This is a genomic window from Sphingobium sp. PAMC28499 (assembly GCF_004795815.1).
Taxonomy (GTDB): domain Bacteria; phylum Pseudomonadota; class Alphaproteobacteria; order Sphingomonadales; family Sphingomonadaceae; genus Sphingobium; species Sphingobium yanoikuyae.
The window spans coordinates 3,078,581-3,098,501 of record NZ_CP039248.1 but is presented as its reverse complement, the minus strand read 5'-3'; the positions used below and the strand labels follow the sequence as shown (position 1 = coordinate 3,098,501).

The window sequence follows — 19,921 nt, the reverse complement described above, 5'->3', positions numbered from 1 at the left end:
TAGATATCGACCAACTTAAGGAGTTTGCAGTTATGGCCACCAAGGCAGTTACCGATGTCAGCTTCAAGCAGGATGTGATCGACGCCGACAAGCCCGTGCTTGTCGACTTCTGGGCCGAATGGTGCGGCCCGTGCAAGATGATCGGCCCGGCTCTGGAAGAGATTAGCGAGGAACTGGCCGACAAGGTCACGATCGCCAAGATCAACATCGACGAAAATCCCGATGCGCCGGGCCAGTATGGCGTGCGCGGCATCCCGACGATGATCCTGTTCAAGAATGGCGAAGTCGCCGCGACCAAGGTCGGCGCCGCGCCCAAGAGCGCGCTCAAGGGCTGGATCGAAAGCGTCCTCTAAGTCGCTGGTAAATCTAAAAAGGGACGGCAGCCCGGCTGCCGTCCCTTTTTATTAGCTGAGCGGGATCATCACCAGTTCGGCATAAGCCGGCCTCTCGCGCAGCCGGTCATACCAGGCGCGCAGATGCGGCAGGTTGGGCCGCGCCATGTCGAGCGTGAAATAGGTATGGGCGTAGACGCCCATCGGCACATCCGCGACACCGAAATTGACACCCGAAAGCCATTCTTGATCGGCCAGCGCCCGGTCGAGGATCGCCATCGCCGCGCCGGACGCCTGCGCCGACTTCTCGATGACCTGTAAATTTCGCTGTCCATCTTGGCGTCGGATCAGCTGGATGAAGGCGTCGCGCTGGGCGTCGGCAAAGCTGAATTGCCAGTCCATCCATTTGTCGCCCTGCGCCCGCAAAGCAGGGTCGGCAGGATAGAACTGCTCGGAAGCATAGCGATGGGCGAGATAGCGCAGGATCGCGTTCGACTCCCACAGTATGACATTGCCATCCTCGATCGTCGGGATCAGCCGATTGGGGTTCATCGCGAGATAGGCGTCGGACATGCCATGTTCCATGCCGACATCATGCCGCACGAAAGGCAGGCCGATTTCCTGCGCGAACCAGGCGACCTTCTTCACATTATGCGAATTGAGACGGCCCCAGATCGTCAGCATGTTCGGTCTTCCTTCGGTCAGGCGTAATAGGTCTTGACCGCCAGATCCCACAGGCGCGGTGAGGACGCACCCATCAGGCCCCGACGCTGTTCCCCGACCCGATAGGCGCTGCCGTCGAGCCGCTGGCAGCAGCCCCCCGCCTCATTGACGAACAGGGTGCCGGCCGCATGGTCCCAGGGCAGGACACGCGCGAAGATCGACACGTCATTCTGCCCCAGCACCAGCCTTGGATATTGCTCGGCGGCGCAGCGGGGAATGTCCACCATGGTGAAAATGGTCTGCGACTTGCGCTCCATCTCGGCCCGTTCCGCCGCCTCCATGAAGATGGTGGAGATGGCCGCAATCGGCAGGTCGCCGGTGCTTTCCTTCGCCATGATCCGTTCGCCATCGACATGGCTGCCGCCGCCCAAAGTTGCATGGCACAGCCGCCCGGTCAGCGGATCGAGGATCCACCCCGCCAAAGTGGCGCCATTGTCGGCGAGCGCGATCATGATGCCGAAAGGCGGCTTGCCCGAGGCGAAATTGCCGGTGCCGTCGATCGGATCGATGATCCAGTTGAGGCCGTCGCCGGCGCGGTCGAGGATCGACGGGTCCGCGGCGCAGGCTTCCTCGCCAATAACCCCGGCTTCGGGCAGGATCGAGGCCAACCCTTCGGCCAGCCGGATCTCGCTTTCCTTGTCGGCGATGGTGACGAAGTCGTTCGCCGCCTTCTCGCTAATCTCTTCCGCCGCCAGATTCTGGTAGCGGGGCATGACGATGTCCCGCCCGACCTGGCGCATCAGCGCGACGACGGGATCATGCAGTTCCACCATCATGCGCCGGTCCCCTTAGCTGCGATAGTCCGCGTTGATCGAGATATAGCCATGGGTCAGGTCGCAGGTCCACACCGTGGCGCGGCCCTCGCCCAGGCCGATATCGACGCCGATGACGATATCCTGCCCCTTGAGATGCGCGGAAACGGGGGCCTCGTCATAGCCGTCCAGCGCCAGGCCGCCGGCGGCGACCTGCGTCGCGCCGAAGCGGATCGCCAGCTTGTCGCGCTCGGCCGGTTCGCCCGCCTTGCCGACGGCCATGACGACGCGACCCCAATTGGCGTCCTCGCCGGCGATCGCGGTCTTCACCAGCGGCGAATTGGCGATCGAAAGGGCAATGCGATGGGCGCTGGCGTCGCTTTCCGCGCCCTCGACCGTGATCTCGATGAACTTGCTCGCGCCTTCGCCGTCGCGCACGACCAGATGGGCGAGCTGACGGCACAGGTCGGACAGGGCGGCAGCAAAGGCGTCCGCCCCCGCATCATCCATCGACGTCAGCGGCGCATTGCCCGCCTTGCCGGTGGCGAAGGCCAGGACCGTGTCGCTGGTCGAGGTGTCGCTGTCGACCGTGATGCAGGAGAAGGTCCGCTTGTTGGCGGCCGACAGCATCTGCTGCAGCAGTGCCGGATCGATCGCGGCATCGGTGAAGATATAGCCCAGCATCGTCGCCATGTCGGGCGCGATCATGCCCGAACCCTTGATGATGCCGACCAGGTCGACGCGGGTATCGCCGATCATCGCCGAGACATGGGCGCCCTTGGCATAGGTGTCGGTGGTGCCGATCGTGTTCGCCGCGTCCTCCCAGCCGCAGGGCGCAGCGGTGAAGGCGGCTTCGAGGCCAGCCTCGGCCTTGTCGATCGGCAGCGGCACGCCGATCACGCCGGTCGAGGAGACGAAGATGTCGGACGGCTGGCAGGACAGGTGATTGGCGACCTTGGCGGCGATCGCTTCCACCGCGGCGCGGCCGCGATGGCCGGTAAAGGCATTGGCGTTGCCGGCATTGACGACGACGGCGCGGGCCTGGCCCATGGGGATGGCGTCGCGGCACCATTCGACCTCGGGCGAGGGGCATTTGCTTTGCGTCGTCACGCCGGCGACCGCCGTGCCTGCGACCAGCTCGACATAGGTGAGGTCGCACCGGTCCCAATTCTTGTATCGCGCCTTTGCGACACGCAGCGTCACGCCGGCAATGGCGGGCAGGGCAGGAAAGGTGACGGGGGCGAGGGGGGAACGGTCGGTCATGGGGCGCGGCATGAGCGAAATCCCCCCTTGCGTCAATGGCCCGATCGGGCGCTAGTCCTGCAGATAGAGGCGCCCGACGCCATCGGGCATCGGGACCATGCGATAGCCATGGCGGCGGGCGTAATTGTCCAGACCGTTGTCAGGGCGCAGCGGCAATTTGCGCGTGCCACTTTCATAGCCGGTAAGGATCGCTGCCGGCATGGCGCGATCCAGGTCCGGCAGGGTGGCAGGCGTCAGCGCATGGAGCCGGCGGGCCTGCTCGGGGCGGAGCGTCCAGCCGGTGCGATAGACGAACGGGCCGGTTGCCAGACGCGGATCGAGCGCCAGGCCGCTGTCGATCGCGAGATGCGGCGAGAGGGTGAGGATATCGGCGCCGCCCGCAGCGGGCACCGTCCTGCCCAGCCAATGGGCATTGGCCTGCGCGGCGAGCAGCGGCGATCCGGTACGGGTAGCCGTCACCAGATCCCGGATCGAGGGGATGAGGCCGGGGATCGCTGCCAGGCAGAGCAGCGCCAGCATCGCCTTGCGCCCCAGCGGGCGCCAGTGACGGGCGTCGTCGAGCAGATATCCAAGGGCGAGGGCGAGCGGCGGCAGCAACGGCATCAGATATTGCAATTGCGTGGGGGTCGGCAGCGCGGCGCCGATCAGCGCGCCGGCGGTCATCCATATCGCCAGCCGACGCCCCGATGAGCGCGTGCGGCCACGGGTCGCGATCCAGTTGGCGATGAGCAGCAGCAAGACGACAAGGGCTGGGCCCTTCCAGAGATATTTGAGAAGGTCGCGCAGCTTTTCGGCCGATGCTAGTTCCTGCGCGGCACCGTTGGCGGCATACCAGGCGTGGGGCGCGGTCATGCCATAGGTCAGGACGCCGTAGAGAAAGCCGTCCGGCCCCGATGCCCAGGCGATGGCCATGGGCGCCATGCCCAGCAGCGCGCCGAGCGCCAGGCACAGGGCCGCGCGAATAGCCTGCCAGCCGCCGCTGGCGATGACTAACAGGCCCACGGTCGCGCCGAGCGGGGCGAAATTGAGCTTTGTCGCGATGGCAAGGCCGTAGAGGATGCCAGCTCCAAGCCAGTGGCGGTCCGAGCGATGGCGCAGGCCAAGCAAGATCAGCAGCATGGCGGCGGAAGCCAGCAAGGTCGGCAGCATATCGTTGCGGACCACGGAGCCGCTGAACTGGAACGCGGCTGTTGCCGCCATCAGTAGCATGGCCAGGGTGGCGCTGGAGCGCGATATGCCTGCCGCACGCTGGGCCGCCCAGATGAGCGCAAGCGTCGCGAGCGCCATGACGGCGGTGGCAAGGCGCATTGCCAGTACCATATGGCCCGATGCGATCAGGCTCAGCGGTGCCAGCGCCCAGGCGTGCAGCGGCGGCTGAAGATAGAGAAAGTCGCGAAACATGACCGCATGCCCGCTGAAATAGGCGCCTGCGACATATTGGCTTTCGTCATGATCGAAGGGTGCGGCAATCGCGGCGATCAGGAACCAGCCGGTCAATGCGCTGACCAGCAGCGCCGCCAGAGGCAGGCGCAATCGGCGCGACGGCGCCATGGAAATGGAACGATACACCCTGTTTGCGACCCTTGTTGTCGTGGCGCTCTTGCGGCGGCGTGCGCCCAAACGCAAAATATTCTCGGCGGCGCGTCGCGCCTGCACGACGGCAGGACGGCGCGGCTGCGGCAAAACCGCATCGGGCAAAGCCGTTACAGCCGTGCGACAGTCCGTCGCATTGATTGACTATCGGCTGTGCCGTGCCTAAATCGCGGCGCATATCTGCCCATGTGTCCGTTGGACCCATGGCCCCCTCATTGTCAGGAATTTGCATGTTCGGCGCACTCGCCAAGTCTATCTTCGGATCGTCCAACGAACGTTATGTGAAATCGCTGGGCAAGGTCATCGACCAGATCGCCGCCTTCGAACCGACGATCCAGGCGATGAGCGATGATGAACTGGTGAGCCAGACGGCGCGCTTCCGTGAGCGCTTGGCCAATGGCGAAACGCTGGACGGCCTTCTGCCCGAAGCTTTCGCGACCGTCCGCGAAGCATCGGTCCGCGTGCTGGGCATGCGTCACTTCGACGTCCAGATGATCGGCGGCATCGTCCTGCATCGCGGCGAAATCGCCGAAATGCGCACCGGCGAAGGCAAGACGCTGGTGGCGACGCTCGCCACCTATCTGAACGCGCTTGAAGGCAAGGGCGTCCATGTCGTCACCGTGAACGACTATCTGGCCAGCCGTGACTGCGAATGGATGGGTCAGGTCTATCGCTTCCTGGGCCTTACCACCGGCGTGATCGTGCCCAACCTGTCGGAAGACCAGCGCCGCGAGGCCTATAATGCCGACATCACCTATGCGACCAACAATGAACTCGGCTTCGATTATCTGCGCGATAACATGAAGTTCGATCGCGGTGCGATGGTCCAGCGCCCGTTCAACCATGCGATCGTCGACGAAGTCGATTCGATCCTGATCGACGAAGCGCGCACGCCGCTGATCATTTCCGGTCCGACCGACGACAAGTCGGAGCTGTATGTCGCGGTCGACGCGATCGTGAAGCAGCTGGTCGAGGAGGATTATGAGAAGGACGAGAAGCAGCGCACGATTACGCTGACCGAAGACGGCACCGAGAAGATCGAGCGCCTGCTGGAGGCCGCCGGGCTGCTCCAGGGCAATAATCTCTACGATTTCGAGAACACCCAGGTCGTCCATCACGTCAACCAGGCGTTGCGCGCGGTGGTGATGTTCCGCCGCGACATCGATTATATCGTCAAGGACGGCAAGGTCGTCATCATCGACGAATTCACCGGCCGCATGATGGATGGCCGCCGCTGGTCGGATGGCCTGCACCAGGCGGTGGAAGCCAAGGAAGGCGTCCAGATCGAGCCGGAAAACCAGACGCTCGCATCGATCACCTTCCAGAATTATTTCCGCATGTACCCCAAGATTTCGGGCATGACCGGCACCGCATCGACCGAGGCGACCGAATTCTACGAAATCTACAAGATGAACGTCGTCACCATCCCGACCAACCGGCCGGTGCAGCGCGTCGACGAGGAAGACACGTTCTACAAGAATCTGGAAGACAAGTTCCGGGGCATCGCGCGCACCATCAAGGAACATGCCGAAAAGGGTCAGCCGGTGCTGGTCGGCACCGTGTCGATCGAAAAGTCGGAAATGCTGTCGGAATTCCTCAATCAGGAAGGCGTCAAGCACGCGGTCCTGAACGCGCGCTTCCACGAGAGCGAAGCCCATATCGTGGCCCAGGCAGGCCGCAAGGGCGCGGTGACGATCGCCACAAACATGGCTGGCCGCGGCACCGACATCAAGCTGGGCGGCAATCTGGAGATGCGCGTCGAGGATGAGCTGCGTGATATGCCGGAAGGCCCGGAGCGCGATGCGGCGATCGCCCGCATCGAGGTCGAGATCGAGGCAGAGAAGCAGGAAGTGCTGGCCGCCGGTGGCCTGTTCGTTCTGGCGACCGAGCGGCACGAAAGCCGCCGTATCGACAATCAGCTGCGTGGCCGTTCGGGCCGTCAGGGCGATCCCGGCCTGTCGCGCTTCTACCTCAGCCTCGACGATGACCTGATGCGCATCTTCGGGCCGGACACGATGTTCGCCAAGATGATCCGTTCCAACCTGGAAGATGGCGAGGCGCTGCCCCCGTCCAAGTGGCTGAGCAAGGCGATCGAGACCGCCCAGCGCAAGGTCGAGGCCCGCAACTACGACATCCGCAAGCAGGTCGTCGAATATGACGATGTCATGAACGACCAGCGCAAGGTGATCTACGAGCAGCGCAGCGACATCATGGACGCCGAAACGGTGGACGATGTCGTCACCGACATGCGCCATGAGACGGTCAACGACCTGGTCGGCGCATCCTGCCCGCCGGGCACCTATCCCGAACAATGGGATATGGAGCGGCTGAAGCTGCGCACCGCCGAAGTGCTGGGCCTGGAGCCCGATTTCGACGCCTGGCTCGCCGAGGATGCCGTCGATCCGGAAATGATCGAGGAGCGGCTTGCCGGTCTGGCCGACGCGGCCATTGCCGAGAAGACGCAGGAAGTCGAAGCGGCCGACTGGCACATGATCGAGAAGAGCATCATGCTCCAGAGCCTCGACCATCACTGGAAGGAGCATCTCTCGACGCTCGACGCGCTGCGCCAGGTGGTGCATCTGCGCGCCTATGCGCAGAAGACGCCGATCAACGAATATAAGCAGGAAGCCTTCGCCCTGTTCGAGCGCATGCTGGAAAATATCCGCGAGGACGTGACCAGCTCGATCGCGCGGGTGCAGTTCCGCATGGAAGCGCCGCAGCCGCAGTTCGACCTGCCGGTGCTGCCGGACTTCATCACCACCCATATCGACCCCTTCTCGGGCGAGGATAACAGCGCGGATATCGATGGTAGCCAGCTGGCGGGCATCACCACCACCATTCCGCGCGCGCCGGTGGACAATGTCGCGCCGGGCGAGTTCGCCAATCTCGACATCAGCCGCAACGCGCTTTGCCCCTGCGGTTCGGGTCAGAAATACAAGCATTGTCATGGTGCGCTGAGCTGAGGCGCGACCACAGGCGAGAAACAGGGAAGGGCGTTGCCGATGGCAGCGCCCTTTTTTTGTTTTGGTCCTGCAATGATAAGGCGGAACTCTTGCGCTTACAGGCCGTTGCGCATTGCGCCTGTGCGATGCGGACCGGATGTTCCGGCGGAAGGAGAAGGGCATGAGAAAATTTGCGATGGTATTGGCCTTGGCTGTGATCGCGGCCCCGATTGCGGCAACTGCTCAACATCCGCCCGGCCATGGGCAGAACAAGCCTTCGCACAATAATGGCAACGGTCCGGGCAACCGACCGCCGGGCCATAATAGCGGGCCGGGTCCTGGCGCATCCCACGGCAAGCCATCCCATAATAATGGACGCCCGCCGGCACCGGGCAAGCCATCGCATTCCGCCTCCCACGGCGGGAAATATTATCCCGACCAGCATTATCGCCCCGGTTCGTCGCGCGATCGCTATCGCATCGACCGAAATACCCGTGTCTATCGCGGTGGAAACGGGCGCTATTATTGCCGTCGTAATGATGGCTCGACCGGTCTGATCGTCGGTGCGGCTGTCGGGGGCCTTCTGGGCAATGCACTGGGTGACGGCGATTCCGGCCTGCTGAGCACGATCCTGGGCGCGGGTGTTGGTGGCGCGCTGGGCCGCGAGATTGATCGCGGCAACGTCTATTGCGAATGATCGATCACCAGAATGCGGAGTGCCGCCGATCGCGTGATCGGCGGCACTTTTCGCGGGCGGGGCCGGTGACGGGAGGCCATTTATTGAACGCCTGTGATGTCGGCGCGGCGCTGCGCTCCGCTGATGGGGCTCAAGCGGCTTGAGACGCTTCGATTAGTGATCCCTCACTTCGCAGATTTAAGTTCGATAATATATATTATGTTAAATTATGAACAGGATCGATGGGAGGTATTTCTCCTCACCCATCTCAATCCTCCAGGATGCGGCTATGGGCTTTGGTGTCGCGCATGCGGATATAGACCGTCAGCGAGATAGCGATCATGACGCTGACATAAATATAGAAAGCGGATTCCATCCCGGACTGTTTGAACCAGAGCGCGACAAATTCCGCCGTGCCGCCGAACAAGGTGTTGGCCAGCGCGTAAGGCAGCGCGACGCCGAGCGCACGAATATGCGCGGGAAACAGCTCGGCCTTCACCACCGCGTTAATCGAGGTATAGCCAGTGACGATCACCAGGCCGGCCATTACCAGCAGTCCGGCGACCAGCGGATCGCGGGTCACGGCCAGGGTCGCGAAGATCGGATAGGTGCAGAGCACGCCCATGATGCCGAAGCCGATCATCAGCGGCTTGCGCCCGATGCTGTCGGACAAGGCGCCCGCCAAAGGCTGCAACAGCATGAAAATAAACAATGTTATCCCATTGATTTCCGATGCTATTTCACGACCGAAACCGGCCGTGTTGACAAGGAATTTCTGCATGTAAATGGAGTAGGCGTAGAAGGCGATCGTGCCGCCGGCGGTGAGCAGCATCACCGTCAGCGTCTCGCGCGGATGATTGGTGATGAGTTCGATGAAGCCGGATTTGGGCGCGCCTTCAGCCTTTGCGACTTCATAGCTCTGGGTTTCCGCGAGACCGCGCCGCAGCCAGAAGACGATCACTGCCAGCGCGCCGCCGATGGCGAAGGGAATGCGCCAGCCCCATGCGTCCAGTTGCACTTCGGTCAGGACCGACTGGAGCAGCAACAGCACGCAGATCGCGACCAACTGCCCGGCAATCAGCGTCACATATTGGAAGCTGGAATAGAATCCGCGCCGGTCCTTACCGGCCATTTCGGTGAGATAGGTCGCGCTGGCGCCATATTCGCCGCCGATCGACAGCCCCTGCATCAGCCGGGCAAGAACGAGCAGCAATGGCGCGCCGACGCCGATCACCTCATAGCCCGGCGTCACCGCGATCAGCAGCGATCCGGCACACATCAGCGAGACCGACAGGGTCAGGCCACTCTTGCGGCCATGCCGATCGGCATAGACGCCCATCAGCCAGGCGCCGATCGGTCGCATCAGGAAGCCCACGGCAAAAATGCCGGCCGCGCTCAGCAACTGGGCGGTGCGATCCTCGCTCGGGAAGAAATGCGGGGCGAAATAAAGGGTGAAGGCGGCATAGGCATACCAATCATACCATTCGACCAGATTGCCGGTGGAACCGCCGATGATCGCCTTGAGCCGGGCCTGTTTGTCGGGTGCAGCACCCTGCCCCACATGTGACGTCATGGCGTCAGCACCATTTCACCATTTTCAACGCTCCAGCTTTTGAGACGGGACAGCATGTTCATGCCGATGACATTGACGTCGCCCAGCGCCGGCGAGACGACGACCTCGACATCATTGGCGCGCAGCGGCCCGACCGTCAGGGTCGAGATGCTGGCGCGGCGCGCGTCGATCTTGCCATTGGCGGTGTTGAGCGGGATCGGGGGCGCGTTCATGTCGATATTGAGGCCGGTGGCGCGGGCGGTATTTTCCGAAAGGGCGGTGATGGTCGCGCCGCTGTCGATCAGGAAGCGCGCGGACATGCCGTTGACCATGCCCTCCACCCAATAATGGCCGTCCGGGGCGACCGGAATGCGCACCACCTGCCCATCGGACTGGATCGGCGGTGGGGCCGACGGCGGCGCGGGTTGTGGCATTGGCTCGGCACTGTTCTGCGGCTGGAGCAAGGCCCCCTCCTCCGCTGCGAACCGTGCCGGCATCAGTCCCGCCTTCTGGGCGAAGGTGAAGAGGCCGAGCAGGGCGCCGAAGATCAGCACCCAGAGCAGCGCCATCCGCACGAAGTTGCCCAGCGCGATGCGGCGGCCGATCAGGGCGGAGCCGACCAGGACCAGGGCGAGCAGATACCAGATGCTGGACATCGCCTGATCCGTGCCGTCCATCAGTGGGGTGCTCCGTTGTTGAGGTCGATGACCAGCCCGTCATAGCCCGGCTCCACCCCTTTGGGGAGCGTGGCGCACAGGGTGGCATAATCCATGCTCTGGTCCATATGGGTGAGGATCGCGCGACCGGGCCGGGTTGCCATGATCCCTGCCAATGTCATCTCCAGATGGGCATGGGTGGGATGCGGCCGCGCGCGCAGCGCATCGACCACCCAGATGTCGAGATCCTCGAACAGCGCCAGCATATCCGGGGTTATTTCATGAAAATCCGTGGCATATCCGACATGACTATCAGCATGACTGAAGCGAAATCCAGTCGAATAAATGTCGCCATGGGGCATGTCGGTGCAGGCAATGTCGATATCGCCGATCCGCAGCCCATCGGGCAGATCATGCGGGATGATGATCGGCGGATAGCCCCCCCTCCCCGCAAAGGCATAGGCAAAGCGGGCCTGGAGCAGGCGCATCGTCTGGGCACGGGCATAGCCGGGGATCGGGCTGCCGCGATGATGGAACAACTGGCGAACATCGTCGATGCCATGGCTGTGATCGGCATGGTCATGGGTCCACAGGATCGCATCGATGTCGATCACGTCGGCCGCCAGCAACTGCGCCCGCATGTCGGGCGAGGTATCGACCAATATCCGTGTCGTCGCGCTCTCCACCAGGATCGAGACGCGGGTGCGGCGGTTACGCGGCTCGGTGGGATCGCAGGCGCCCCAATCATTACCGATCCGGGGAACGCCGGAGGATGTGCCGCTGCCAAGGATGGTCAGCTTGAGGCTCATGCCTGCGGCCGGCCCTCGATCTTGGCAAAGAGGCGGAGGAAATTGGCCGAGGTCGCCGCCGCCAGATTCTCGATGTTCTCGCCGCGCAGATCAGCCAGGAAGCGCGCCGTGTCGGCGACGAAGGCCGGCTCGCACGGCTTGCCGCGATGGGGCACCGGGGCGAGGAAGGGCGAGTCCGTTTCCACCAGCAGCCGGTCGAGCGGCAGGCGCGCCGCCGTTTCCTGCAGATCCTTCGCGCTCTTGAAGGTCACGATGCCCGAAATGCTGATGAAGAAGCCAAGGTCCATCGCCGCATCAGCGAAGGCGCCGCTGGCGGTGAAACAGTGGATGACGCCGCTATAGGCCCCCTTCCCCATCTCATCCCGCATGATCGCCAGCGTATCCTCTTCCGCTTCGCGGGTATGGACGATCAGCGGCAGGCCGGTCTCGCGGCAGGCGGCGATATGGCTGCGGAAGCTCTTCTGCTGCCGCTCGCGATCGCTATGGTCGTAATAATAATCGAGGCCCGTTTCACCGATGCCAACGACGCGCGGATGGGCCGCGCGCTCGACCAGCTTGGCGGTGTCGACGTGAGGATGCTCGTCCGCCTCATGCGGGTGGATGCCGACGGTCGCCCAGACATCCGCCTCGCGCACCGCCGTACCCAGCACATCGTCCCACTCGCTTTCGCGGGTGGCGATATTGAGCATCAGGTTGACGCCGCGCGCACGGGCGCGTTCCAGCACATTATGCTGATCCTCGATCAACCCCTTGTAATTGAGGTGACAATGGCTGTCGATCAACATGCGTCAGGCGTCCGCTTCGGTCAGTTCCAGGCGCGGGAAGAGCGGCTTGGGCGCGGCCAGCCCGAAATCGCTTTCGGCCAGATCGCTATACCAATGATCGCCGATCGCGCCATAGCTGCGCTTGTCCGCCGGCACGCCCATATGGTCGAGCAGCGCGGTGGCGCTCGCCGGGATCACCGGCTGGATTGCGACCGCCAGCTGGGCGATGGCGATATAGAGCGTCGCCAGTACTGTCTCCATCCGCTCGGGATCGGTCTTGCGCAGCGACCAGGGTGCCTGCGCGTCGATATATTGATTGCAGGCAAAGGCCGCGCGCAGCCAAGCATCGATCGCCACCGAAGGCGCCAGATCGGCCATGGCGGCGGGCATATCGCTGCGCACGACCTTGTCGATCAGCGCGAACAGCTCCGTATCGGCGGCGTCATGGCCGTTCACGGCCGGCAGGCGACCTTCCAGATTTTTGGCGATGAAGCTCAGCGTGCGCTGGGCCAGATTGCCGAACGCGTTGCCCAGGTCGCTGTTCGAGCGCTGGACAATCGCTTCGGCGCTATAGCTGCCGTCATTGCCGAAGGTCACTTCGGACAGCAGGAAATAGCGCAGCTGATCGACGCCGAAGCGTTCGGCCAATTCCATCGGATCGGCGACATTGCCGACCGACTTCGACATCTTCTCGCCGCGGTTCAGCAGGAAGCCATGGCCGAACACCTGCTTGGGCAGCGGCAGCTTCGCGCTCATCAGGAAAGCCGGCCAGTAAACCGTATGAAAACGCACGATATCCTTGCCGATGATATGGGTGATGTCACCACCCTCAGCCCAATAGCGCGCCATCCGCTCGGCATCGTCGGGATAGCCGCAGCCGGTGATATAGTTGGTCAGCGCATCGACCCAGACATACATGACATGGCCGTCGGCGCCGGGCACCTTGACACCCCAGTCGAAGCTGGTGCGCGAAATGCTGAGATCGGACAGGCCGCCCTCGACGAAGCGCAGGATTTCGTTGCGGCGGCTTTCCGGGCGGATGAAGTCGGGCTGGCTGTTATAGAGGTCCAGCAGCTTGTCCTGATATTGGGACAGGCGGAAGAACCAGCTTTCCTCGACGGTCCATTCGACCGGCGTTCCCTGCGGCGACAGCTTTACGCCATCCTCGCCCTCGGTGATTTCCTTCTCGTCATAGAAGGCTTCGTCGCGGACCGAATACCAGCCCTCATAGCGGCCCAGATACAGGTCGCCATTGGCCTCCATCGCCTGCCAGATCGCCTGGCTGGCGCGGTGATGATCCGGTTCGCTGGTGCGGATGAAACGATCATAGCTGATATTCAGGCTATCGTTCATCTGCTTGAAATAGGACGACATCTCATCAGCCAGCTCGCGCGGCTCGATGCCGCGGTTGCGCGCCGTCTGGGCCATCTTCAGGCCGTGTTCGTCGGTTCCGGTCTGGAAGAAGACATCGCGGCCCATCATCCGCTGGAACCGGGCGATCGCGTCGGTGGCGATCACCTCATAGGCATGGCCGATATGCGGACGGCCGTTGGGATAGGAGATGGCGGTGGTGATGGTGTAAGGCTGCGACATGCAGCCTCCCTAGCGGCTGTTCGCGTCGCCGCAAAGCCGCTTTTCAGGTCGCCGCCTCAGCCAGTGCCGCGACATGGCCGCCCAGCTCGAAAACGACCGAGGCCGGGTCCAGCGACAGGATGACCGCGCCGCCCGCCAGATGCCGGGCCGCTTCCCAATGATCGAGCGCGCTACCCAGTGCCGGGCCATGCCGGGTTCGGGCGGCTTGCGCGATGAAGGCAGGCGCGCGCTCCAGAAAGGCTTCGTATCGCGGCTTGGCCGCCTTGCCGGCCAGGGCCTTGGCCAGGCGCAGGCGCTCGCGATTGCCCGGATCACCATCGGCAGCGATCGCGAGCAGCGATTTTTCGAGGCCCGCAAGGTCGAGACCCGCATAGCGCAGCGCACGACCGGGCGAGCCCTCCCCGGCGCGCAGCAGTGCGTCCAGTTCCGGCCCGGACAGGCTTTCATCCTCGCGCCGGAGCACCGTCGCCATGGCGCCGTCCGACAGCGGATCGAAGCGCATCGTGCGGCAGCGCGAGCGAATGGTGGGCAGCAGCCGGCCCGGCGCATGGCTGACCAGCAGGAAGATCATGTCTGCCGGCGGCTCTTCCAATGTCTTGAGCAGGGCGTTGGCAGCGCCGCGCTCCAGATCATCGGCACTGTCGATCACGACGATGCGACGGGAAGAGAGTGACGGCGCCGACTGAATTAGGCGTTGCAGGCCGCGCACCTGATCGACGCTGATGTTGCGTGCGGCAACGCCATCCTTTTCCAGCGGCGCAAGTTCGGCATAATCGGGATGCGCGCTCGCCTCGATCAGGCGGCGGATCGGGTGGCTTTCTGGAACGGCGAGCCCCTCACCCTCTATCTTCGGGCCGGCCGCATCCGCCAGCAGGCGCATCGCCATGGCGCAGGCGAAGCTGGCCTTGCCGATGCCGCGCGGACCGCTCAAGATCCAGCCATGATGCATGCGGCCGCTGCTTGCCGCCGCCAGCAGGGTCTGCGCCTGGGCGTCATGCCCGACCAGTGACGTCATGACAGCAGGTCGTCCAGTGCCGCGAGCAGCCGGGCAGTGACATCGTCCGCTGCGCCCGACGCATCGATCGCGCGGACCCGCGCCGGTTCATCTGCGGCAAAGCGGACGAACGCATCGGCCACGGCGCGGTGGAAGCTGCGGTCGCGACCGCCAATCCGATCCGACACGTCGCCGTCACGGGCATAGGCGCGGGTTTCCGCCTCGGCTTCCGGCAGGGTCAGGAACAAGGTGCGATCGGGCAGGAAGCCGGCGCTGCCGATCTGGTGCAGCGCCAATATGTCGGCATCGCTAAGTTCGCCCTGCCCCTGATAGGCACGGCTGCTGTCGAGGAACCGATCGGACAGAACCCAGGCGCCACGGGCCAGCGCCGGGCGGATCGTCTTCTCGATATGGTCGGCGCGCGCGGCGGCGAACAGCAACGCTTCGGCGCGGGCATTCCAGCGGTCCGCACCACCGGTCAGTAGCATGGCGCGGATCGCTTCCGCCCCTTCGCTGCCGCCCGGCTCGCGAGTCTCGACGACTTCCAGCCCGCGCGCGCGCAAGGCCGCCGCCAGCGCACGAAGCTGGGTCGACTTGCCGGCGCCCTCGCCGCCTTCGAGCGTGATGAAACGGCCTATGATCACCCGAAGAAGGACTTCAGACCATTCCAGAGACGACCGAAAATGCCTGCTTCCGCGACATCTTCACCGGCAACCAGCGGCAACACCTGCGGCGGCGTATCCGGGGTCTGGACGATGAGCTGGGCGATCTGCTGGCCCTTGGCGATCGGTGCCTTGATCGGGCCGGTATAGACGACCTTCACCTTCACATTGGCCGATGCGGTGCGCGGCATGGTGACCGCCATATTCTGCGGTGCGACCAGCGACACGGTCGACGCGCTGCCCAACTGGACCGCCGCGGTCTCGACCGTCTGCCCCTTCTTGAACAGCGGCTGCGCCTTCCAGGCGCGGAAGCCCCAATCCATGAAGCGGACGGATTCGGCAATCCGGCCGTTGAAGCTGGTCAGACCGGCGACCACCATCACCAGGCGGCGGCCATCCTGTTCTGCCGAACCAGTGAAGCCGAATCCGGCTTCCTCGGTATGGCCGGTCTTGAGGCCGTCGGCGCCCGCGATCTTGCCCAGGATCGGATTGCGATTGGCCTGCGCAATGTCGGAGCCGCCCATGGTCTTGCCCCAGGTGAAGGAGCGGGTGGCGTAGAATTTCTTGTAGAGATCCGGTGTCTCGACGATCGTGGCCTCGGCAAGCTTGGCCAGATCTTCGGCGGTGACATAGGTCACGCCCTCGTCAGGCCAGCCATTGCTGGTGCCGAAATGGCTGTTCTTGAGGCCCATGCGTTTGGCCTCCTCGTTCATCAGTGCGACGAACGCCTGCTCGGTGCCGGCAATGCCCTCGGCCAGCACGACGCATGCATCATTGCCCGACAGGGTGACGATGCCGTGCAGCAGATTTTCGACCGATACCTGCTCGCCCACCGAAAGGAACATGGTCGATCCGGCCTTGGGGCCGTGCCATTGCTGCCAGGTTTCCGGACGGACCGTGAATTTGGTGTCGAGCTTCAACTCGCCCTTCTGGATCAGGCGGAAGGCGACATGCGCCGTCATCATCTTGGCCATCGACGCCGGCGGCATCCGGGTCTCGCCGCCCTTGTCATAGAGGACGGCGCCCGAGGAAAGATCCTTGAGATAGGCGATCGGCGCCTCGCTCGTATAAGGCGGGGCCGCGGCAACCAGCGGCTGGGCCAGCAGACCGACGAAGAGAGTGGCGGCAACGGTTTTCTTCATGAACTCAAGCCTTCGACTGGATAGATTCGCTGGACGCATCGCTATGATTAGCGCGCGTCATTAGCCATGACACGGACATTCGCAAAGCCCTTCGCTGCCGCTGCCTTCACGCCGGCCTGCGCCGCCTCCTGCGAGGGATAGGGACCATAGCGCACCCGCCAGACCGGACCGGCCGCAACAGCATGCGCGCCGATCTGCCTGGCCAGCGCCTCGGCCCGGCTCTGGGAAGAAAGAGCCGCAACCTGAACGACATAGCTACCTGATACCGGTTTTGCCGGTGTCGAGGTCTTCGGGACCGGCTTGGGAACGGGTGGCGCGGGCGTATCGAAGGAGGCGCCGGCACGGCTGGAACTGCTCGCTGCGGGGATCGCCTGAACGACGGGGCGTGCCGACCGGACCTGCGCCGGCTGGCTTGCCGGCACTTGCGCCAGACGCCCACGCAGCACCTTGAGCAAGGGCTGCGGCGTCTCGATCCGCTCGGGCGCGCGTTGATGAGCGCGCAGCAGCGCCTTTTCCTGATCGGGCGGATTGACCCGCCGGACACGAACGGCCGCAGCCCCGTCGCCAGTGATGCCCAATTGCTCGGCTGCGCCGCGCGACAGGTCGATGATCTTGTCGTCGCTGAACGGACCACGATCGTTGAGCCGGACCAGGATGGTGCGACCGCTGTCCAATGCCGTCACCTCGACATAGCTTGGCAGGGGCAAGGTCTTGTGCGCGCCGCTGATCGCCGACGGCACAAAATCCTCGCCGTTGGCCGTCGGCTTGCCCGTAGCCTCTTCGCCATACCAGCTGGCATAACCGACCTCGTCATAATTGACGGGATCGGCGGGGACGTAGGTCTTGCCGCCCACGCTATAGGGTTCGCCGATCTTGACCGGTTCGTCCGCAACCGCTGGCCCCGTTACAGGCGTCGCGGGGCGTGGGGCCGGCGGCGTAACAGCCTGCTCGCTGCCGCAGGAGGCCAGCAGAGACGCCGCGCCGCCCAGTGCGAGCCAGTTCCTATTGCTTGACCGCATCGGCCAGCAACCCCACGGAAAGAGCGTAGAAATTGGAGCAATTATAGTCGAGGATCGCGCGATAATTGCTGGTCAGCAGATAGGCGGTCTTGCCCGGCCCATCCGGTTCCAGCAGGGTTGCCATGACAGTGTCCGCCGGCCAGATGCCACTGGCCGGGAACAGGCCCAGCTTGCGCCATTCAGCCATGGTCAGCCAGCGGCTGTGGCGATTGAAGACCCGCGGACAGCGCGGCGCCGTCGTGCGCGCGGCCACCGATGCGCGGTTGAAGCTGGTCGGCACGCTGACCGCTACGCCCCAGGGCTGGCCCCGCCGCCATCCGGCCGCAACGAAATAATTGGCGATCGAGGCGAGCGCATCCGCCTGGCTGGTCCAGATGTCCGCCCGGCCATCGCCGTCGCCATCCTTGGCGAGCTTGAGATAGACCGACGGCAGGAATTGCGGATAGCCGGTCGCCCCGGCCCAGCTGCCGACCAGCCGGCTGCGCGGCACGCCATCGTTCAGCATCTTGAGCGTCGCCAGCAATTCCGGCTCGAACAAGGTGCGTCGGCGCCCCTCATGCGCGAGCGTCGCCAACGACCGGATCAGGTCGAAATCGCCGGTATAGGAACCATAATTGGTTTCATGGCCGAAAATGGCGACCATGATTTCCTCGGGCACGCCGGTTTCCGCCTCGATCCGGGCCAGGCGTGCGCGATTGGCCGCATAGACCGCCCGCCCGCGGCTGATCCGCGCGGCATCGACATGCTTGACCCGATAGGGTTCGAAATTGGGAATGGGCGAATAGGCGCCGCCGCCCGGCTGGCTCTGGTCCAGCGCCACGACGCGCGGGTTGATCGTCAGGGTCGGGAAGACGGCGTCCAGCGTCGCGTCGCGAATGCCCATGGCCCGTGCCTTGGGCCGCAGCGATTCCAGATAGGCGCGAAAGTCCCCATCATCCTGCGCGATCGCGACCTGTGGCGCAGCCAATCCTGCCACAACCGTCGAAAAACCCATCATCAGCGCAATGGCCAGCGAATTGAACCGAGAATCTGCCATGACCTTTTGTGGCACAGCCAGGGCGACCGGCGAAACCCCTATCCGATACGAAGTCGCGAATGGACGACCATTCCCCTCAATATTGTCATTTTTGCCCTTGGCTTGTTCGTCCGCTTCGCTAGGAAGCGTCGCAACGGAAGTGTGGCCGAGTGAGTAGCCCCTAGATTTCTGGACGCCTTCTATCCTAATTTTGAGGACACGAGACGACGATGGGGAAGCCCAATTTCAGCGATGAGTCCAAGGCTCTCCTGAGCTTGTCGAAGGGCGTGATGCGGTGGCCCAGATCACCGAGCGCGGGTATCCGGTAGCGGAGGTTTCCGAGCGGCTCGGCGTCAGTCAGCATTCGCTGTACGCATGGAAGCGGCAACTGGCCGGGCAAGTGTCTGGCGATGCCGGCAAGGATGCCGAGATCCGCCAGTTGAAGCGCGAGCTGGCCCGGGTGACCGAGGAGCGCGATATACTAAAAAAAGCCACCGCGTATTTCGCCAGGGATGCAAAGTGAGATACGCGTTTGTTGCCGAGCATCGTGACCAGTTCCAGGTTCGGTCGATGTGTCGGTGCCTGTGCATCCAGCCAAGCGGCTTCTATGCTTGGCAGAAGAACCCGCTGAGCCAGCGGGCTCGGGACGATGCTCGTCAGACAGAGTTGCTGCGGCAGGCCTGGAGCGACAGCGGTAAGGTCTACGGCTATCGCAAGCTACACGATGACCTGTTGGATCATGGCGAGACCTGCTGCCCCAACCGCGTTGCCCGGTTGACTAGGCTGGCAGGTATCAGGGCGCAGGTCGGCTACAAGCGCCGGCCCAGCAGCTATGGCGGCAAACCGTCCCTGGCGGTCGACAATACTCTGGATCGTCAGTTCGACGTCGCAGCTCCCGATCGGGCCTGGGTGACGGACATCACCTACATCCGCACTCTGGAGGGCTTTGCCTATCTGGCTGTCGTGATCGATCTCTATTCCCGCCGCGTGGTGGGCTGGTCGATGCAGAGCAGGCAGACCACCGATGCGGTGCTGTAAGCGCTGCACATGGCGGTCTGGCGGCGCAAGCCGAAGCAGCGGGTGCTGATCCACTCGGATCAGGGCTCGCAGTTCACCAGCATGGACTGGGCGGCCTTCATCCGGGCTCACAATCTTGAGCACTCGATGAGCCGGCGTGGCAACTGCCACGACAACGCGGTGGCCGAGAGTTTCTTTTCCTCGCTCAAGCGTGAGCGCATTAAGCGTCGGACCTGCAAAACACGCGATGAAGCCCGGCAGGACGTGTTCGATTACATCGAGATGTTCTACAATCCGGTCCGCAAGCAGGTCAGGAACGGGATGCTGTCCCCCGCACAGTTCGAACGGCAGCAGATTTTAAAAGCAGAAGGCGTCTAGAAAACTAGGGGATACTCAAGTTGACACCCTGCTAGAAGG

17 protein-coding genes and 1 pseudogene are annotated in these 19,921 nt (G+C 63.7%); 4 read left to right on the top strand and 14 right to left on the bottom strand.

Going from position 1 to position 19,921, the window contains the following annotated elements; translation table 11 throughout:
- The first annotated feature begins 32 nt into the window (after positions 1-32).
- Positions 33-353, top strand: a complete 321-nt coding sequence (gene trxA, locus E5554_RS14850) for a thioredoxin TrxA (RefSeq protein WP_004207167.1) — start codon at positions 33-35, stop codon at positions 351-353.
- Positions 354-404: 51 nt separating this feature from the next.
- On the opposite strand, the gene E5554_RS14845 is transcribed toward trxA, so the two are convergent.
- The 4 genes from E5554_RS14845 to E5554_RS14830 are packed head-to-tail and all read right to left on the bottom strand — an operon-like array spanning position 405 to position 4,639.
- Positions 405-1,016, bottom strand: a complete 612-nt coding sequence (locus E5554_RS14845; protein WP_136187267.1) for a glutathione S-transferase family protein — start codon at positions 1,014-1,016, stop codon at positions 405-407.
- Positions 1,017-1,033: 17 nt separating this feature from the next.
- Positions 1,034-1,831: an inositol monophosphatase family protein gene (locus tag E5554_RS14840; protein WP_136187266.1), complete on the bottom strand. Its 798-nt coding sequence runs from the start codon at positions 1,829-1,831 to the stop codon at positions 1,034-1,036.
- A 12-nt stretch (positions 1,832-1,843) separates the two neighbouring features.
- Positions 1,844-3,070, bottom strand: a complete 1,227-nt coding sequence (gene argJ, locus E5554_RS14835; RefSeq protein ID WP_136187265.1) for a bifunctional glutamate N-acetyltransferase/amino-acid acetyltransferase ArgJ — start codon at positions 3,068-3,070, stop codon at positions 1,844-1,846.
- A 51-nt stretch (positions 3,071-3,121) separates the two neighbouring features.
- Positions 3,122-4,639 carry a glycosyltransferase family 39 protein gene (locus E5554_RS14830; RefSeq protein ID WP_247594277.1) on the bottom strand — a complete coding sequence of 506 codons (1,518 nt, stop codon included), beginning with the start codon at positions 4,637-4,639 and terminating at the stop codon, positions 3,122-3,124.
- A gap of 254 nt (positions 4,640-4,893) precedes the next feature.
- Between E5554_RS14830 and secA the strand changes: the two genes are divergently transcribed.
- Positions 4,894-7,626 carry a preprotein translocase subunit SecA gene (secA, locus tag E5554_RS14825; RefSeq protein WP_136187264.1) on the top strand — a complete coding sequence of 911 codons (2,733 nt, stop codon included), beginning with the start codon at positions 4,894-4,896 and terminating at the stop codon, positions 7,624-7,626.
- A gap of 160 nt (positions 7,627-7,786) precedes the next feature.
- The gene (locus E5554_RS14820; protein WP_136187263.1) at positions 7,787-8,302 is read left to right on the top strand and encodes a glycine zipper 2TM domain-containing protein; all 516 of its coding nucleotides are present in this window, start codon (positions 7,787-7,789) and stop codon (positions 8,300-8,302) included.
- A 247-nt stretch (positions 8,303-8,549) separates the two neighbouring features.
- Here the strand turns inward: E5554_RS14820 and E5554_RS14815 are convergent, their stop codons facing one another.
- The 10 genes from E5554_RS14815 to E5554_RS14770 are packed head-to-tail and all read right to left on the bottom strand — an operon-like array spanning position 8,550 to position 18,508.
- Complete coding sequence (locus E5554_RS14815) at positions 8,550-9,854, bottom strand: MFS transporter (protein ID WP_136187262.1); 1,305 nt, start codon at positions 9,852-9,854, stop codon at positions 8,550-8,552.
- Complete coding sequence (locus tag E5554_RS14810; protein ID WP_136187261.1) at positions 9,851-10,510, bottom strand: TIGR02281 family clan AA aspartic protease; 660 nt, start codon at positions 10,508-10,510, stop codon at positions 9,851-9,853. The genes E5554_RS14815 and E5554_RS14810 overlap by 4 nt, the downstream gene beginning before the upstream one ends.
- Positions 10,510-11,298, bottom strand: coding sequence for an MBL fold metallo-hydrolase (locus E5554_RS14805; RefSeq protein ID WP_136187260.1), 789 nt, complete (start codon positions 11,296-11,298; stop codon positions 10,510-10,512). The genes E5554_RS14810 and E5554_RS14805 overlap by 1 nt, the downstream gene beginning before the upstream one ends.
- On the bottom strand, positions 11,295-12,083 hold the full coding sequence (locus E5554_RS14800) for a TatD family hydrolase (RefSeq protein WP_136187259.1): 789 nt from the start codon (positions 12,081-12,083) through the stop codon (positions 11,295-11,297). The genes E5554_RS14805 and E5554_RS14800 overlap by 4 nt, the downstream gene beginning before the upstream one ends.
- A 3-nt stretch (positions 12,084-12,086) precedes the next feature.
- Positions 12,087-13,655 carry a methionine--tRNA ligase gene (gene metG / locus E5554_RS14795; RefSeq protein WP_125986033.1) on the bottom strand — a complete coding sequence of 523 codons (1,569 nt, stop codon included), beginning with the start codon at positions 13,653-13,655 and terminating at the stop codon, positions 12,087-12,089.
- A gap of 43 nt (positions 13,656-13,698) precedes the next feature.
- Complete coding sequence (locus E5554_RS14790; protein ID WP_136187258.1) at positions 13,699-14,670, bottom strand: AAA family ATPase; 972 nt, start codon at positions 14,668-14,670, stop codon at positions 13,699-13,701.
- Positions 14,667-15,293: a dTMP kinase gene (tmk, locus tag E5554_RS14785; RefSeq protein ID WP_136187257.1), complete on the bottom strand. Its 627-nt coding sequence runs from the start codon at positions 15,291-15,293 to the stop codon at positions 14,667-14,669. Before tmk ends, E5554_RS14790 begins: the two co-directional genes overlap by 4 nt.
- On the bottom strand, positions 15,290-16,453 hold the full coding sequence (locus E5554_RS14780; RefSeq protein WP_048937070.1) for a D-alanyl-D-alanine carboxypeptidase family protein: 1,164 nt from the start codon (positions 16,451-16,453) through the stop codon (positions 15,290-15,292). The genes tmk and E5554_RS14780 overlap by 4 nt, the downstream gene beginning before the upstream one ends.
- Before the next feature lie 47 nt (positions 16,454-16,500).
- On the bottom strand, positions 16,501-17,472 hold the full coding sequence (locus tag E5554_RS14775) for a septal ring lytic transglycosylase RlpA family protein (RefSeq protein ID WP_136187256.1): 972 nt from the start codon (positions 17,470-17,472) through the stop codon (positions 16,501-16,503).
- The gene (locus E5554_RS14770) at positions 17,456-18,508 is read right to left on the bottom strand and encodes a lytic murein transglycosylase (RefSeq protein ID WP_125986038.1); all 1,053 of its coding nucleotides are present in this window, start codon (positions 18,506-18,508) and stop codon (positions 17,456-17,458) included. The genes E5554_RS14775 and E5554_RS14770 overlap by 17 nt, the downstream gene beginning before the upstream one ends.
- Positions 18,509-18,717: 209 nt before the next feature.
- Here E5554_RS14770 and E5554_RS14765 point away from each other — a divergent pair.
- Positions 18,718-19,882 (top strand): annotated as a pseudogene (locus E5554_RS14765) (IS3 family transposase).
- Positions 19,883-19,921: the final 39 nt, after the last annotated feature.

Coding starts and splice junctions, on each gene's coding strand:
- trxA (WP_004207167.1), top strand. CDS start 33: ATGGCCACCAAGGCAGTTACCGATGTCAGCTTCAAGCAGGATGTGATC.
- E5554_RS14845 (WP_136187267.1), bottom strand. CDS start 1,016: ATGCTGACGATCTGGGGCCGTCTCAATTCGCATAATGTGAAGAAGGTC.
- E5554_RS14840 (WP_136187266.1), bottom strand. CDS start 1,831: ATGATGGTGGAACTGCATGATCCCGTCGTCGCGCTGATGCGCCAGGTC.
- argJ (WP_136187265.1), bottom strand. CDS start 3,070: ATGACCGACCGTTCCCCCCTCGCCCCCGTCACCTTTCCTGCCCTGCCC.
- secA (WP_136187264.1), top strand. CDS start 4,894: ATGTTCGGCGCACTCGCCAAGTCTATCTTCGGATCGTCCAACGAACGT.
- E5554_RS14820 (WP_136187263.1), top strand. CDS start 7,787: ATGAGAAAATTTGCGATGGTATTGGCCTTGGCTGTGATCGCGGCCCCG.
- E5554_RS14815 (WP_136187262.1), bottom strand. CDS start 9,854: ATGACGTCACATGTGGGGCAGGGTGCTGCACCCGACAAACAGGCCCGG.
- E5554_RS14810 (WP_136187261.1), bottom strand. CDS start 10,510: ATGGACGGCACGGATCAGGCGATGTCCAGCATCTGGTATCTGCTCGCC.
- E5554_RS14805 (WP_136187260.1), bottom strand. CDS start 11,298: ATGAGCCTCAAGCTGACCATCCTTGGCAGCGGCACATCCTCCGGCGTT.
- E5554_RS14800 (WP_136187259.1), bottom strand. CDS start 12,083: ATGTTGATCGACAGCCATTGTCACCTCAATTACAAGGGGTTGATCGAG.
- metG (WP_125986033.1), bottom strand. CDS start 13,655: ATGTCGCAGCCTTACACCATCACCACCGCCATCTCCTATCCCAACGGC.
- E5554_RS14790 (WP_136187258.1), bottom strand. CDS start 14,670: ATGACGTCACTGGTCGGGCATGACGCCCAGGCGCAGACCCTGCTGGCG.
- E5554_RS14780 (WP_048937070.1), bottom strand. CDS start 16,453: ATGAAGAAAACCGTTGCCGCCACTCTCTTCGTCGGTCTGCTGGCCCAG.
- E5554_RS14775 (WP_136187256.1), bottom strand. CDS start 17,472: ATGCGGTCAAGCAATAGGAACTGGCTCGCACTGGGCGGCGCGGCGTCT.
- E5554_RS14770 (WP_125986038.1), bottom strand. CDS start 18,508: ATGGCAGATTCTCGGTTCAATTCGCTGGCCATTGCGCTGATGATGGGT.